The sequence below is a fragment of the Streptomyces sp. NPDC102270 genome (assembly GCF_044766405.1).
In the GTDB taxonomy this organism is placed as follows: Bacteria; Actinomycetota; Actinomycetes; order Streptomycetales; family Streptomycetaceae; genus Streptomyces.
In genome coordinates this window covers 174,071-187,353 of record NZ_JBIWLX010000005.1, presented here as the reverse complement: position 1 = coordinate 187,353, position 13,283 = coordinate 174,071, and the positions used below count along the sequence as shown (strand labels likewise).

13 protein-coding genes and 2 pseudogenes are annotated in these 13,283 nt (G+C 69.4%); 7 read left to right on the top strand and 8 right to left on the bottom strand.

The features are described 5' to 3' along the window. Positions 1-34: 34 nt before the first annotated feature. Complete coding sequence (locus tag ACIRP7_RS11155) at positions 35-808, top strand: carbon-nitrogen family hydrolase (RefSeq protein WP_403656438.1); 774 nt, start codon at positions 35-37, stop codon at positions 806-808. Between the two features lie 57 nt (positions 809-865). On the opposite strand, the gene ACIRP7_RS11150 is transcribed toward ACIRP7_RS11155, so the two are convergent. Then, on the bottom strand, positions 866-1,363 hold the full coding sequence (locus tag ACIRP7_RS11150; protein ID WP_389998682.1) for an LURP-one-related/scramblase family protein: 498 nt from the start codon (positions 1,361-1,363) through the stop codon (positions 866-868). After that, the gene (locus ACIRP7_RS11145; protein ID WP_403656434.1) at positions 1,360-2,367 is read right to left on the bottom strand and encodes a GlxA family transcriptional regulator; all 1,008 of its coding nucleotides are present in this window, start codon (positions 2,365-2,367) and stop codon (positions 1,360-1,362) included. The genes ACIRP7_RS11150 and ACIRP7_RS11145 overlap by 4 nt, the downstream gene beginning before the upstream one ends. Before the next feature lie 52 nt (positions 2,368-2,419). On the opposite strand from ACIRP7_RS11145, the gene ACIRP7_RS11140 reads away from it, so the two are divergent. The 3 genes and pseudogenes from ACIRP7_RS11140 to ACIRP7_RS11130 form a co-directional block, all read left to right on the top strand. After that, positions 2,420-2,812 (top strand): cupin domain-containing protein, encoded by a 393-nt coding sequence (locus ACIRP7_RS11140; protein ID WP_403656431.1) that lies wholly within the window; start codon positions 2,420-2,422, stop codon positions 2,810-2,812. Between the two features lie 29 nt (positions 2,813-2,841). Beyond that, positions 2,842-3,216, top strand: a pseudogene (locus tag ACIRP7_RS11135) (redoxin domain-containing protein); the annotation flags it as partial. A gap of 190 nt (positions 3,217-3,406) precedes the next feature. After that, positions 3,407-3,751, top strand: a pseudogene (locus ACIRP7_RS11130) (alkyl hydroperoxide reductase); the annotation flags it as partial. Positions 3,752-3,755: 4 nt separating this feature from the next. Here ACIRP7_RS11130 and ACIRP7_RS11125 read toward each other — a convergent pair. From ACIRP7_RS11125 to ACIRP7_RS11110, 4 genes are all read right to left on the bottom strand, one after another. Next, a complete protein-coding gene (locus ACIRP7_RS11125) occupies positions 3,756-3,995 on the bottom strand; it encodes a DUF6458 family protein (RefSeq protein WP_020119420.1) in 240 nt (79 codons plus the stop codon). Positions 3,996-4,063: 68 nt separating this feature from the next. Next, positions 4,064-5,356: a M18 family aminopeptidase gene (locus tag ACIRP7_RS11120; RefSeq protein ID WP_403656428.1), complete on the bottom strand. Its 1,293-nt coding sequence runs from the start codon at positions 5,354-5,356 to the stop codon at positions 4,064-4,066. Between the two features lie 271 nt (positions 5,357-5,627). Continuing rightward, positions 5,628-7,454: an acyl-CoA dehydrogenase gene (locus ACIRP7_RS11115; protein WP_403656425.1), complete on the bottom strand. Its 1,827-nt coding sequence runs from the start codon at positions 7,452-7,454 to the stop codon at positions 5,628-5,630. A 129-nt stretch (positions 7,455-7,583) separates the two neighbouring features. Further along, positions 7,584-8,432: an intradiol ring-cleavage dioxygenase gene (locus ACIRP7_RS11110; protein WP_403656422.1), complete on the bottom strand. Its 849-nt coding sequence runs from the start codon at positions 8,430-8,432 to the stop codon at positions 7,584-7,586. Between the two features lie 120 nt (positions 8,433-8,552). Here ACIRP7_RS11110 and ACIRP7_RS11105 point away from each other — a divergent pair, with 120 nt between their 5' ends. Then, complete coding sequence (locus ACIRP7_RS11105) at positions 8,553-9,029, top strand: SseB family protein (RefSeq protein ID WP_123990455.1); 477 nt, start codon at positions 8,553-8,555, stop codon at positions 9,027-9,029. 5 nt (positions 9,030-9,034) lie between these two features. On the opposite strand, the gene ACIRP7_RS11100 is transcribed toward ACIRP7_RS11105, so the two are convergent. Further along, positions 9,035-9,799, bottom strand: coding sequence for a TetR/AcrR family transcriptional regulator C-terminal domain-containing protein (locus tag ACIRP7_RS11100; protein WP_403656419.1), 765 nt, complete (start codon positions 9,797-9,799; stop codon positions 9,035-9,037). A 143-nt stretch (positions 9,800-9,942) separates the two neighbouring features. On the opposite strand from ACIRP7_RS11100, the gene ACIRP7_RS11095 reads away from it, so the two are divergent. Together ACIRP7_RS11095 and ACIRP7_RS11090 are read left to right on the top strand one after the other, a co-directional pair. Continuing rightward, entirely contained in the window at positions 9,943-11,433 is a 1,491-nt protein-coding gene (locus tag ACIRP7_RS11095; RefSeq protein ID WP_403656416.1) for an MFS transporter, read from the top strand. A gap of 120 nt (positions 11,434-11,553) precedes the next feature. Then, the gene (locus ACIRP7_RS11090) at positions 11,554-12,525 is read left to right on the top strand and encodes a pirin family protein (protein WP_403656413.1); all 972 of its coding nucleotides are present in this window, start codon (positions 11,554-11,556) and stop codon (positions 12,523-12,525) included. A gap of 63 nt (positions 12,526-12,588) precedes the next feature. Here the strand turns inward: ACIRP7_RS11090 and ACIRP7_RS11085 are convergent, their stop codons facing one another. Beyond that, the gene (locus tag ACIRP7_RS11085) at positions 12,589-12,891 is read right to left on the bottom strand and encodes a hypothetical protein (RefSeq protein ID WP_403656410.1); all 303 of its coding nucleotides are present in this window, start codon (positions 12,889-12,891) and stop codon (positions 12,589-12,591) included. Between the last annotated feature and the right edge of the window lie 392 nt (positions 12,892-13,283).

Below are 13,283 nucleotides of genomic sequence, written 5' to 3'. Positions count from 1 at the left end.
TAATGGACGGCTCGAATGCCAGGACGGTGGTAGTGTGCGCGCCTCTTTGATCCAGATCGCCGTGGATGAGGGCGAATCGGTCGAATCACGTCGGCGTCGCGTGGCGGCACTGGTGCGGGATCAGGCCGGAGCCGACCTCGTCGTGCTGCCGGAACTGTGGACCACCGGGGCGTTCGCCTTCGAGGAGTTCGAGAGCGAGGCCGAGCCCCTGGAAGGGCCCACCCACGAGGTCATGGCGAAGGCGGCGAGCGAGACGGGCGTGTGGCTGCACGCGGGCTCGATCCCCGAGCGGACCCCGGACGGCACCCTCTACAACACCTCCCTCCTCTTCTCCCCCTCCGGCGACCTGGCCGCCTCCTACCGCAAGATCCACCGCTTCGGCTTCGACAAGGGCGAGGCCGTGCTGATGGGCCGGGGCGAGGACCTGGTGACGGTCCGTCTGCCGCAGACGACGCTGGGCGTGGCCACCTGTTACGACCTCCGTTTCCCCGAACTCTTCCGCGGTCTCGTCGACGCGGGCGCCGAGACCCTGGTGATCCCGGCGGGCTGGCCGGAGCGCCGCCGGGGGCACTGGACGCTGCTGGCCCGGGCGCGGGCGGTCGAGAACCAGGCGTTCGTGCTCGCTTGTGGAACGGCCGGGACGCACGCGCGAGTTCCTCAGGCCGGTCACTCGATCGTGGTGGATCCCTGGGGCGAGGTCCTCGCGGAGGCGGGCGCCGGCGAGGAGGTCCTCACGGTGGAGTTCGACCCCGGGAAGGTGGCTGTGACCAGGGAGCAGTTCCCGGCCCTGAAGGACCGGGTGCTCTGACCCCGGGTCGCCGCGTCAGTCGTCTTCCCTCAGTCGTCCGCCCTCAGTCGTCCTGTCTCAGTCGTCCTCCCGGTCCTTCTCGGCGAGGTGGATCACGCACACCGCCACCGCGATGAGCAGCGCCGGATCCGCGTCGTCCCGGACGATGTCGACGCCGTAGGTCTCGCGGACGTGCAGCCATCGGCGCGAGACCACCGCGAGCAGCTCACCGTCGTATTCGACGGCGAACTCCCGGTCGAGGATCTTGCCGCTGACGTCGAGTTCGGTACGGCCGTCGGCGAGGGCCACCCGGTAGTGGTTGCGCAGCAGCGACAGGCGTTTCCGCCTGATGGTCGCCAGCGGCTCACCGTCCCGCTCGATCACCATCGTGTCGCGCAGGGCGAACATCTTCTGGTGGATGTCGATCAGGACCCGCCCCTGGGTGTCCTTCAACTCGAAGGTGTCCCGGACCCGCATGGCCTTGCCGTCGACGAGGAACACCTTGTTGCCCTGGTCGTCCTCGATCCAGTAGTCGTCACCGAAGCCGAGGAGCCGGTCGCGTACGAGGAATCTCATGCCGTCATCGCTTCCCCGGCACCCGCTCCGAAACGCCGCCGATAGGCCGACGGGCTGAGTCCCGTCTCGCGCCGCACGCGTGCGCGGAGGTTGGCGGCCGTGCCCAGACCGCTCCGCGCGGCCACCACGTCCAGTCGCTCCTCCCCGCGCTCGATGAGCCGGCACGCCAGCGCCACCCGTTCCCCCGTCAGCCAGGCCAGCGGAGTCGTCCCGAGTTGGGCCTGGAAGCGGCGGTGCAGGGTGGCGGGAGAGACGGCCGCGCGGGCCGCCAGGTCGGCGACGGTCAGCGGCTCCCCCAGCCGTTCCTGCGCCCACGCGAGCAGCGGGCCCAGCGACTCGTCCCGTACGTCGGGCACGGGCCGCTCCACGAACTGCCGCTGCCCGCCGTCGCGGTGGGCGGCGAAGACGAGCCTGCGGGACACCGCGTTCGCGACCTCGGCGCCGTGGTCGCGCCGCACGACGTACAGCCCGAGATCCAGCGCGGCCGCGCTGCCCGCCGCCGTCAGCACGTCACCCTCGTCCACGAACAGCACGTCCGGCTCCAGGAGCACCCGAGGATGCAGCTCGCGGAAGGCGTCGGCCCACATCCAGTGCGTGGTGGCCCGCCGCCCGTCCAGCAGCCCGGCCTCGGCGAGCGCGAAGCTGCCGGTGCACAGGCTGATCACCCGGGCGCCACGCGCGTGCGTGCGGCGGATCGCCTCCCGTACGGCCGCCCCGCGCGGGACGACGTTGTCCGGCCGCCCGGGCACCACGAGGGTGTCGGCGTCGTCCACCGCGTCCAGCCCGGGCACCCCGGTCAGCGTGAAGAAGCCGTGGTTCATCCGGACCTCGGGGGCCGGCGCGCACAGGGTCACCTCGTACAGCGGCCCCGGCCGCCCCAGTTCGGGCCGCGGCAGCCCGAACAGCTCGGTGGCGACGCCCACTTCGAAGGGGTTGGTGCCCTCGTCGACGATCACGGCGACCCGGTGCGGACGAGGGGCCGACTGAGAGGATCCTTGCGGCATACGCGATTCCTAGCACTCGTACGCCGTCCCGGCCACCCCGCACGATGACGCCATGGCAACCGAACCCGTCTCCCTGTCCGCCGCCCTGGCCTCCTTCACCGATCGGTGGAGCCCCCGCATCGTCACCGCCGTCAACGACTACGACGTCCGCGTCACGCACGTCGAGGGCGAGCACCTCTGGCACGTGCACGACGACACCGACGAGTTCTTCCTGGTTCTCGACGGCGAACTGCACATCTGGCTGCGTGAGCCGGCCGGAGAGCGCACGGTCGTCCTGCCGAGGCTGTCCGTCTTCACCGTCCCGCGGGGCGTCGAGCACAAGCCGTACGCCCCCGTCCCGACCGACATCCTGCTGCTCGAACCGACCGGCACCTCCACGGTCGGCGACCGCCACGACGAGGTCCCGGCCCACGTGGACGTGACGACGGGCCGCGCGCTGAGCTGACTGTCAGTGCCGGGTGGCACCCTTGATCCATGACCGATTCCGCACCCCGGCGCGTCCGTGTCCGCGCCCCCGAGCTGATCGGCGAGGGCGGCTGGCTGAACACGGGCGGGAAGCCGTACACCCTCGCCGACCTGCGGGGTCGCATCGTCATCCTCGACTTCTGGACCTTTTGCTGCATCAACTGCCTGCATGGCCTCGACGAGCTGCGTGAACTGGAGGAGAAGCACTCCGAGACCGTCGTGGTGATCGGTGTGCACTCCCCGAAGTTCGCGCACGAGGCGGAGCATTCGGCGGTGGCGGACGCGGTCGAGCAGTACGGCGTCGGGCATCCCGTCCTCGACGACCCCGAGCTCGCGACCTGGAAGCAGTACGCGGTCCGGGCCTGGCCGACGCTCGTCGTGATCGCCTGCTGGCGGGCTTGCAGAGTCCTGGGCCGATCGGGCCAACGTGATCGTGCGACCTGGGACACCGGCCTCCCGGGCCCGGACCACGCACAGGATGCGTGTCGCCATCCGGGGTCGAGTACGCCGGGGACCAGCTCGCTCAAGACCGTTCGGAGCGCGCGGCTGATCGGGCTCACTCCCGCTCAGTCCACAGGAACGGTATGTGGTCGCGCAGCATGCCGGCGAGGGGCATGTGCACGCGATCGAGCGGCTGGTGACGGAGCTGGAGGCCGAGCACGGCGCGAAGGGCACCCTGCGGCGGGGCGAGAGGCCGTACGTGCCGCCCGAGCCCGAGCCGACCACCCTGCGCTTCCCGAGCAAGGCGCTCCTGCTGCCGTCCGGCCACCTCCTGGTCAGCGACACCACCCGGCACCAGCTGGTGGAGTTCGCCGCGGACGGCGAGAGCGTCGTACGCCGGATCGGATCCGGCGCGCGCGGCTTCACCGACGGTACGGCGGAGACCGCCGGGTTCAGCGAACCGCAGGGGCTCGCCGTGTCCGTTACACGCCGTATCCGTCGGAGTACCCGTCCCGGCGCTCCTCCACGACGGTCGACGTGGTGGGCGGTACCACCACGCGCCGCCGCCGGGCGATGCTGCTGAATGTCGTCACGCCGATCAGTCCCACGATCATCAGGATCACACCGACCAGGTCGAGGTTGACCCCCTGCATGTGCCAGTCGGTGGCGAACGTGAGGATTGCTCCCACGGCGATGAGGATGATGCACCCGCCGAGGCCCATGAGTGTCGCCTCCCTGTCCGGTCCGGTCGTTCCGGTCCGGACTTCCGGGTACCCCCACTTCCCTCGAACTACCCCTCCAGGAACGCCACCAGAGCGTTCGCCAGCAGATGCGGGTCGTCCGCGCCGCACAACTCCCGGACACTGTGCATCGACAGGATCGCCACACCGATGTCGACGGTCTTGATGCCGTGCCGGGCCGCGGTGATCGGGCCGATCGTCGTGCCGCAGGGCATGGAGTTGTTGGAGACGAAGGACTGGAAGGGCACGTCGGCCCGCTCGCAGGCGGCGGCCCACACGGCACGTCCCGAACCGTCCGTGGCGTAGCGGTTGTTGACGTTGACCTTGAGGATCGGGCCGCCGTTGACGCGCGGGTGGTGCGTCGGGTCGTGCCGCTCCGCGTAGTTGGGGTGCACGGCGTGCCCGGTGTCGGAGGACAGACAGACCGTCGCCGCGAAGGCCCGCGCCCGGTCCTCGTAGGACCCGCCGCGCGCGAACACCGAGCGCTCCAGGATCCCGCCGAGCAGCGGCCCGTCCGCGCCGGTGTCCGACTGTGAACCGTTCTCCTCGTGATCGAAGGCGGCGAGGACGGGGAGGTACGGCAGCTCACCGGAGGAGACCGCGGTCAGGGCGGCCACCCCCGCGTGCACGGACAGCAGGTTGTCCATCCGCGGGCCGGCCAGCAGCTCCTTGTCCCGGCCCAGGTAGGCGGGCGCCTCCACGGAGTGCGTCATCAGGTCCCAGCCGGTCACCTGGCCCGCGCCGAGCCCCAGTTCCTCTTCCAGGAAGGCGATCAGGTCGCCGTCGCGCACGTCGTCGCCGAGACCCCAGATGGGCTGCAGATGCCGCTGCTTGTCGAGCTTGAGGCCGTCCGACGACACCGCGCGGTCCAGGTGGATGGCGAGCTGGGGCACTCTCAGCAGCGGCCGGTCCACGTTCACCAGCCGCGTCGAACCGTCCCGCAGCGTCAGCCGGCCGGCCAGGCCCAGGTCACGGTCCAGCCAGGAGTTCATCAGGGGGCCGCCGTAGATCTCCACGGCGACCTGGCGCCAGCCGTGCGCCCCGCTGTCCGGCAGCGGCTTGACCCGCAGGTTCGGGGAGTCGGTGTGCGCGCCGACGACGCGGTACGGCGTGTGGGGCGCCGCGTTCTCGGGGACGTACCAGGCGATGATCGCGCCGCCGCGCAGCACGTACTTGCCGCCGCTCGACCCGTCCCAGGCGTCCGTCTCCGAGACCTGGCGGAAGCCGGCCTTCTCCAGCCGCTCGGCGGCGTTCGCCACCGCGTGGTACGGCGTGGGGCTCGCCGCCAGGAAGGACATCAGGTCGTCGGTGTGGCCGCGGTCGAAGCGGTGGGGTGCGCTCATGGCAGCCACCCTAAGGTGCCGTGCAGCCGTGTCGAGCCGCGGTTCTGTGAAGGAACACGGTGCCTCCGAGACCGACTTGATCGGAAAGCGGCGGGTGGGCGGCGTATGCCGCGCGTGATGCGGCACGGCCATCAGGGTCGTGTCGGCGATGCCCACGGCGCCGCTTGCGTCACACGCGGCCCGAAGATTTTCTCCGGGTACGAAAACGGCGGCGGCCCGCTCCCCGGCAGGGAAGCGGGCCGCCGCCACGGCGGGCCGGAGACCGGTCGGATCAGAACGCGGCCTCGTCCAGCTCCATCAGGTCCAGCTCGACGCCCTCGGCGACCTTGCGGGCCAGGGTCACGCCCGGCAGGACGTTGGCCGCGAAGAACTTCGCCGCGGCGATCTTGCCGGTGTAGAAGGGCTTGTCCTTCGCGGAGGCCGTCTCCAGCTTCTCGGCGGCGATCGCCGCGCCCTTGAGGAGCAGGTAGCCGACGACGACGTCACCGGAGGCCATCAGCAGGCGGGTGGTGTTGAGGCCCACCTTGTAGATGTTCTTGACGTCCTGCTCGGTGGCCGCGAGGTCGGTCAGCATCAGACCGACGATCGCCTCCAGCTCGACGGCGGCCTTGGCCAGGTGCTCACGGGCGCCCGCGAGCTCCTCGCCGCCGGTGCCGAGCGCCAGGAACTTCTTGATGTCCTCGGCGAGGGAGTTCAGGGCCGCGCCCTGGTTGCGGACGATCTTCCGGAAGAAGAAGTCCTGGCCCTGGATCGCGGTGGTGCCCTCGTACAGGGTGTCGATCTTGGCGTCGCGGATGTACTGCTCGATCGGGTACTCCTGCAGGAAGCCGGAGCCGCCGAAGGTCTGCAGCGACTGGGCGAGCTGCTCGTAGCCCTTCTCGGAGCCGTAGCCCTTGACGATCGGCAGGAGCAGGTCGTTCAGCGCGTGCTCGGTCTTGGTGTCCTCGCCCGCGGCCTCCTTGACGGCGATCGCGTCCTGGATCGAGGCGGTGTAGAGGACCAGCGCCCGCATGCCCTCGGCGTACGCCTTCTGCGTGATCAGCGCACGGCGCACGTCGGGGTGGTGGGTGATGGTGACCTTGGGCGCGGTCTTGTCCATGAAGTTCGCCAGGTCGGGACCCTGGACGCGCTCCTTGGCGTACTCCAGCGCGTTCAGGTAGCCCGTCGACAGCGTGGAGATCGCCTTCGTGCCGACCATCATCCGCGCGAACTCGATGATCCGGAACATCTGACGGATGCCGTCGTGCTTGTCACCGATCAGCCAGCCCTTGGCGGGGTGCCGGTCACCGAAGGTCATCTCGCAGGTGTTGGAGGCCTTCAGGCCCATCTTGTGCTCGACGTTCGTCGCGTACACGCCGTTGCGCTCGCCCAGCTCGCCGGTCTCGAAGTCGAACAGGTACTTCGGGACGAGGAAGAGGGACAGCCCCTTGGTGCCCGGACCGGCACCTTCCGGCCGCGCGAGCACATAGTGAAGGATGTTCTCCTCCATGTCGTGCTCACCGGAGGTGATGAACCGCTTGACGCCCTCGATGTGCCAGGAGCCGTCCTCCTGCTGGACCGCCTTGGTGCGCCCGGCGCCGACGTCGGAGCCCGCGTCGGGCTCGGTCAGCACCATGGTCGAGCCCCAGGTCCGCTCCACGGCGATCTGGGCGATCTTCTTCTGGACCTCGTTGCCCTCGTCGAAGAGGATCCCGGCGAACGCCGGGCCGGAGGAGTACATCCACACGGCCGGGTTCGCGCCGAGGATCAGCTCGGCGTACGACCAGATCAGGGACGGCGGAGCCGTCGTGCCGCCGACCTCCTCGGGCAGGCCAAGGCGCCAGTACTCGGAGTCCATGAAGGCCTTGTAGCTCTTCTTGAAGGACGCCGGGACCGGCGCGGTGTTCGTCTCGGGGTCGAAGACCGGCGGGTTGCGGTCGGCGTCCGTGAAGGACTCCGCCAGCTCGTTCTCCGAGAGACGGGTCAGCTCCTCGAGGATGCTCTTCGCGGTCTCTACGTCCATCTCCGCGAAGGGCCCGGTGCCGTACAGCTTGTCGCGCCCGAGTACTTCGAAGAGGTTGAACTCGATGTCGCGCAGATTCGACTTGTAGTGCCCCATGGCGACGGCTCCGTAAAGAGTTCGGCGAGGCACTTGGTTCCTCGCGCTAGTACACATACCAACAAGTAGCTCCGATGATGCTACCCGTCGGTAATAAGTCGCAACCCCGATCAGGCCATCTGTGACGGTTCACACCGCGATGGTCAGCGTGGCGGTGTATCCCTCCTCCACGCTCCCCTTCACCGCCGCGAGCTGCCGGTCGTGGCCGTCCCTGAAGACGCTGTCCGACTCCAGGGAGAGCCGGCCCAGGTTGTCCACGCTGCTCTCGTAGCCCTCGGTGGCGTACACCGTGTCGCAGACGTCCTTCGGGAGCGCGAGCTGCGAGGTGCTCGTGATCGCGGTGGCGCTCGTCGCGTCCCGGAGACTGCCGTAGACCTCGAAGTGGATGTGCGGCCAGCGGCCGGTGTAGCAGCCCGGGAAGACGCTGGTGAACGTCACCCGGCCCTTCTCGTCGGTCTCCTGGACGCCGCGCAGATAGTTCTCGTCGGTGACGCCCTCGGTGTAGAGGGAGTAACCGCCCTCCGGGTCGCAGTGCCAGACGTAGACCGCGGCGCCCTTCCTCGGGGTCCCGCAGCCCGAGGCGGCGTCCACGACGGTGAGCGTGAAGGTCAGGGGGACGCCCTCGGCGGTGCCGCCCGCGGAGTCGCCGAAGCTGCCGGTGATGTCGCTGCGGACGACCCCGCTCTCCTTCAGGACATTCACGCCGTTCGAGCCGTCGCCGGGGTAGGGGCCCGCGGTCTCCTCGGGAACGGTGGCGCAGTCCCCGGCGGAAGAAGAGGTGCCCGCGGCGGTAGAGGAGGTATCCCCGGCGGCGGAAGGCGGGGTGTTTTCGGCCGTGCAGCCCACCAGAGCCGCCAATCCGGCCCCCGCACTCGCTCCCGCCAGCAGCCGGATCATCCGCCGGCGGGCGAGCACGGGGAGGTCGTAGGAGAGCCCTCGGTCGTGCTCGTGGACCTCTTCGTCGTCATGTCTGCGCATGAACCGACGCTACGAGCGGTGGCCCCCCGCAACCCAGAGCCGGCGGCTGTCGGGTCGCTGTCGGTTTTCCGGCCGCCGGTAGCCGCCCACCGCCCCCGCCCCCTCGGTACTCTTACGCCCATGTACGGCTACGACCAGAACGCTGGTGCCCAGCAGCAGTACGGCGTCCCGCCGCAGCAGCCCATGGCCGGCGGTGTGGGCGGGTACGGCCAGCAGCCGCCGCTGTACCCCGAGCCGTCCCCGCCCTCGCTCGCGGACGCGGTGCGTGCCTTCACCACCGGGCAGCTGGCGGCGGAGGACTTCCAGCAGGTCTTCGCCACGTCCAAGGTCTACTGCCCGCGCGGCGACAACCCCGGGTTCCTCGCCCTGCACAACACCCAGCAGCCGGTGATCCCCATGTTCACCACGCTCAAGGAACTGCGGCGGTACGCGGGCAAGGAGTCCAAGTACTTCGTCATCACCGGCGCCGAGGTCCTCGACCTGCTGCCCACGGGCTACGGCTTCGTCCTCGACATGGAGGGGGAGCACCGGATCGTCTTCGACGCGAAGGCCGTGGAACAGATGGTCGAGTTCGCGATGCGCAGGATGTACGGGTAACGCGCTCACGGGGTTCCCACACTCACGGGGTTCCCACGCTCAGGGGTTCCAAGACGCAGTGACAGGCCGTCCAGGACGATGTCCAGGGCGGCCTCGAATTTCGCCTCCCGCAGGGCGGCCGGGTCCGTCGTGGCCGCCTCCTCCGTCTCGGCGTAGCCCTGCGCCAGATGGCTGTGCGGGGCCGTGGCCTGCTGCACCGCGGGGAGAAGGCGGGCGATGAGGCCCGACTCCGAGTCCCCGGAGCGGGTGACCGTGGTGAGCCAGGCCGCCTCCGTGGTGCTCATACCGATCACGTACGACAGCACCGCGTCGATCGCCGTGCCGGGATCCGGGAATCCGGCGGCCGTGAACAGGGCCGCCAGCCGCTCCGAGTAGGACATGAGGTTGGGGCCCAGATAGGCGAGGCCCGCCTGGCCGAGGACCGGGGGCAGCCACGGGTGCCGCAGGGCCGTCGTACGGAAGGAGCGGGCCGCCTCCGTGACGGCCGCCCGCCAGTCGGGGCCGTCCGCCGACGGGACGTGGATCTCCGCGGCGACCTCGTCCACCGCCAGCTCCATCAGCTCGTCCTTCGTGGCCACGTGCCGGTAGAGCGAAGCCGCGCCGGCGTTCAGCCGGGTGGCGAGCTTGCGCATGCTCAGCGCCTCCACGCCCTCCGCGTCCAGCATGACGATCGCCTCGCGCACGATCGCGGCACGGCTGAGCGCCGGCTGGTCGGGCTCGCGCTGGGGCCGGGCCCAGACGGAGGGGATGGGGGTCGGCTTCGTCGGCATCGGTGCTCCTGTTCCTTCGGTGCAGCCTGGTGCGTACGTCGTTCGCGTCAAGCGTACAAGAGCGATGCTTGCGAACGACGTTCCGTTGTGCGTACAGTGTTCGCAACAAGGGAACGGTGTCACGAAGCCGGAGGGGAATCGTCATGAACGCCTTGGAAGTCCGCAATCCACGCCGCTGGTGGATCCTGGTCGTGCTCTGCCTGAGCAGCCTGGTGCTCGTCGTCGACAGCATGGCGTTGACCGTCGCGGTACCAGTCATGACCGAGGAGATCGGAGCGAGCGCCCAGGACACCCAGTGGATCCTGGACTCCTACATCCTGGTCTTCGCCGGCCTGCTGCTCACCTCGGGCAGCCTGGGCGACCGGTTCGGCCGCCGCAAGGTGATGCTGATCGGACTCCTGCTCTTCGGCGCCGCCTCACTGGCCGCGATCTGGTGCACCACCCCCGGCGAGGTGATAGCCGTCCGCGTCGCCATGGGCGTCGGGGGCGCGCTGGTCATGCCGTCCACACTCTCGATCCTCATCACCGTCTTCGACGAGGACGAGCGCGGCCGGGCGATGGCGGCCTGGAGCTCGGTGGCGATGCTCGGCCTGGTCGGCAGCCCCGTGCTCGGCGGTGTCCTGATCGACCACTTCTCCTGGCAGTCGATCTTCCTCCTCAACGTGCCGGTCGTGGCCCTCGCGATCATCGCCGGTCTGACGCTGATGCCGGAGTCGAAGGCACCCTGGCAGAAGGCCGACCCGCTGGGCGCGGTGCTGTCGGCGGCCGGGATGACCGCCCTGGTGTGGTGGATCATCGAGCTGCCGCAGCACGGCGTGTGGACCGCCGCCCTGCCCGTGGCCCTCGTGTCCCTGACCGGCTTCGTCGTCTGGGAGAACGTCACCAAGTCCCCCATGGTCCCGCTCGTCCTCTTCAAGCACCGCAACTTCAGCGGCGGTTCGCTCTCACTGGCCCTGGTCCAGACGGGCAACGGCGGCCTGCTCCTGGTGCTCACCCAGTACCTCCAGTTCGTGCTCGGCTACTCACCGGTCACCGCGGGCCTGGCCTTCGTGCCGCTGGCGGTCACGGCCCTGCTGGGCAACGGCGTGGGAGTCAAGCTCGCCGCGAAGTATGGCAACCGGTGGGTGATCCTCGTGGGCATGCTGGTGATGGCGGCCTGCTTCGCCCTGCTGACCACGGTCTCGGCGGACTCCGGCTTCGCCGTCCCGGCCGTAGCGCTCGGCCTGCTCGGGCTGGGTGCGGGCCTGGCGATGCCGGCTGCGGTGGCGGCGCTGATGGGCACCATCCCCGAGGACAAGGCGGGCGTCGGCTCGGCCCTGAACGACACCGTCCAGCAGGCCGGCACCGCACTGGGCATCGCGATCCTGGGTTCGCTCCTGTCGAGCGGCTTCGCGCACCGGATGCCCGAGGGCACGCCGGAGCAGGCGAGGCACTCGATAGCCGGAGCGGCCGCCCTGAAGGACCCCGGGCTGCTGGCGGCGGCCCGCGAGGCCTTCACCGCCTCCATGTCGACGACCTTCACGATCAGCGCGATCGGCGTCCTGGCGGCGGCGCTGCTGGCGACGCTGGTGATGCGGGACGACCGGCCGGCACCGGAGAAGATCGCCGATCGGGAACCGGAACTCGCCACCTGACCTCTTCAGGGGGTGCGAGGTCTGGGAGAAGCCTGGAGGGAATGCCCTCCGGGCTTCTGTCGTTAGAGGTGGCAGAAAGTTCAACGCTCAACTAAACTCGAACCACAAGGAGGTACCGACATGCCTGCAGTGACTGTCGACAACCCGCTGACCCTGCCGCGCGTGGCCGCGACGGCGGACGCGGTGGCCCGTCCCGTCCTCGGCGTGACGACCGCGCCGAGTGGCTTCGAGGGCGAGGGATTCCCGGTGCGCAGGGCGTTCGCGGGGATCCATTACCGGAACCTTGATCCGTTCATCATGATGGATCAGATGGGTGAGGTGGAGTACGCGCCGGGTGAACCGAAGGGGACCCCCTGGCATCCGCACCGCGGCTTCGAGACCGTCACGTACATCATCGACGGGATCTTCGATCATCAGGACTCGCAGGGCGGTGGCGGCACCATCACCAACGGCGACACCCAGTGGATGACGGCCGGTTCGGGTCTGCTCCACATCGAGGCGCCGCCGGAGTCGCTCGTCATGTCGGGCGGGCTCTTCCACGGCCTCCAGCTGTGGGTGAACCTGCCGGCCAAGGACAAGATGATGGCGCCGCGGTACCAGGACATCCGGGGCGGCAACGTGCAGTTGCTGTCGACGCCGGACGGTGGCGCGCTGCTCCGGGTCATCGCCGGTGAGCTCGACGGTCACCAGGGTCCCGGTGTCACCCACACCCCGATCACGATGATCCACGCGACGCTGGCGCCGGGTGCGGAGCTCACCCTTCCGTGGCGTGAGGACTTCAACGGTCTGGCGTACGTGCTGGCGGGTCGCGGTTCGGTGGGGGCGGAGCGCCGGCCGATCCACCTGGGCCAGACCGCGGTCTTCGGAGCCGGCGGCTCACTGACCGTCCGTGCGGACGAGAAGCAGGACTCCCACACGCCGGACATGGAGGTCGTCCTGCTGGGCGGACAGCCGATCCGTGAGCCGATGGCGCACTACGGCCCGTTCGTCATGAACACCCGTGAGGAACTCCAGCAGGCCTTCGACGACTTCCAGAAGGGACGGCTGGGGACGGTCCCGGCGGTGCATGGGATGTCCGAGGGCGGGCTGTAGGTCCATGACAGATCGTCGGCCGGCTCGCAGGCTGGCCGACGATGTCCGGTCTCCGTCTGTTGTTCAGGCGGACTCGCACAATCTCTCGTTGTCCGGCAGGCCGTCGAGGGTCATACCTCCTGCCCAGGTGATGCTGACGCGCGATGCGGTGGGTACGCCTTGTCCGGCGTGAGGGTACGCCTTGCGGACTTCGACGCGGTCCAAGAAGAGCAATCCCAGGTCCTCGTAGACCGCGACGTGGGCCGGTTGAATCGCCCATTGCTCCATGGCCTTCAGGCATTCTTCGCGTTGGGCGGCCGTGCTGGCCTGGCTGCCGGTGGTGCGGCGCTCAGATTGACGCAGGTACACCCCTACGTGCTGTGCCATGCCTGTCATTACTTGTGGCCTGCCTGCGAGAGTGCTGTCGATCCTGTGGTGAGACCCCGGCGGGTGCTGCGAACACCCGGCCGGGGTTGTTTGTTACCGCGAAACGCTAAGTGATGGCGACAGAGCGTCGCAGCTGGTTGCGAAAAGTAATGTGGGCTGGTGAAGGCGAGTTGAATCAGGTGTGGCACTCGGTGTGCTGTCATCCTCCGTTCGACGGGGTCGCTTACGTCGGATCAAGCTATATACGGAGTCAGGAACGTGCTGCTGGAGCCGTCACGTCGGCGGCTTGGGAAGGCCGGGGTGCATCGGTCGGTTGCCGCTGGCTCACCTGCGTGGCGGTGCTCAGCGTTGTCCGGGGGGCGTGTACATCGGCGTAGCCGCTCACTTGGGAG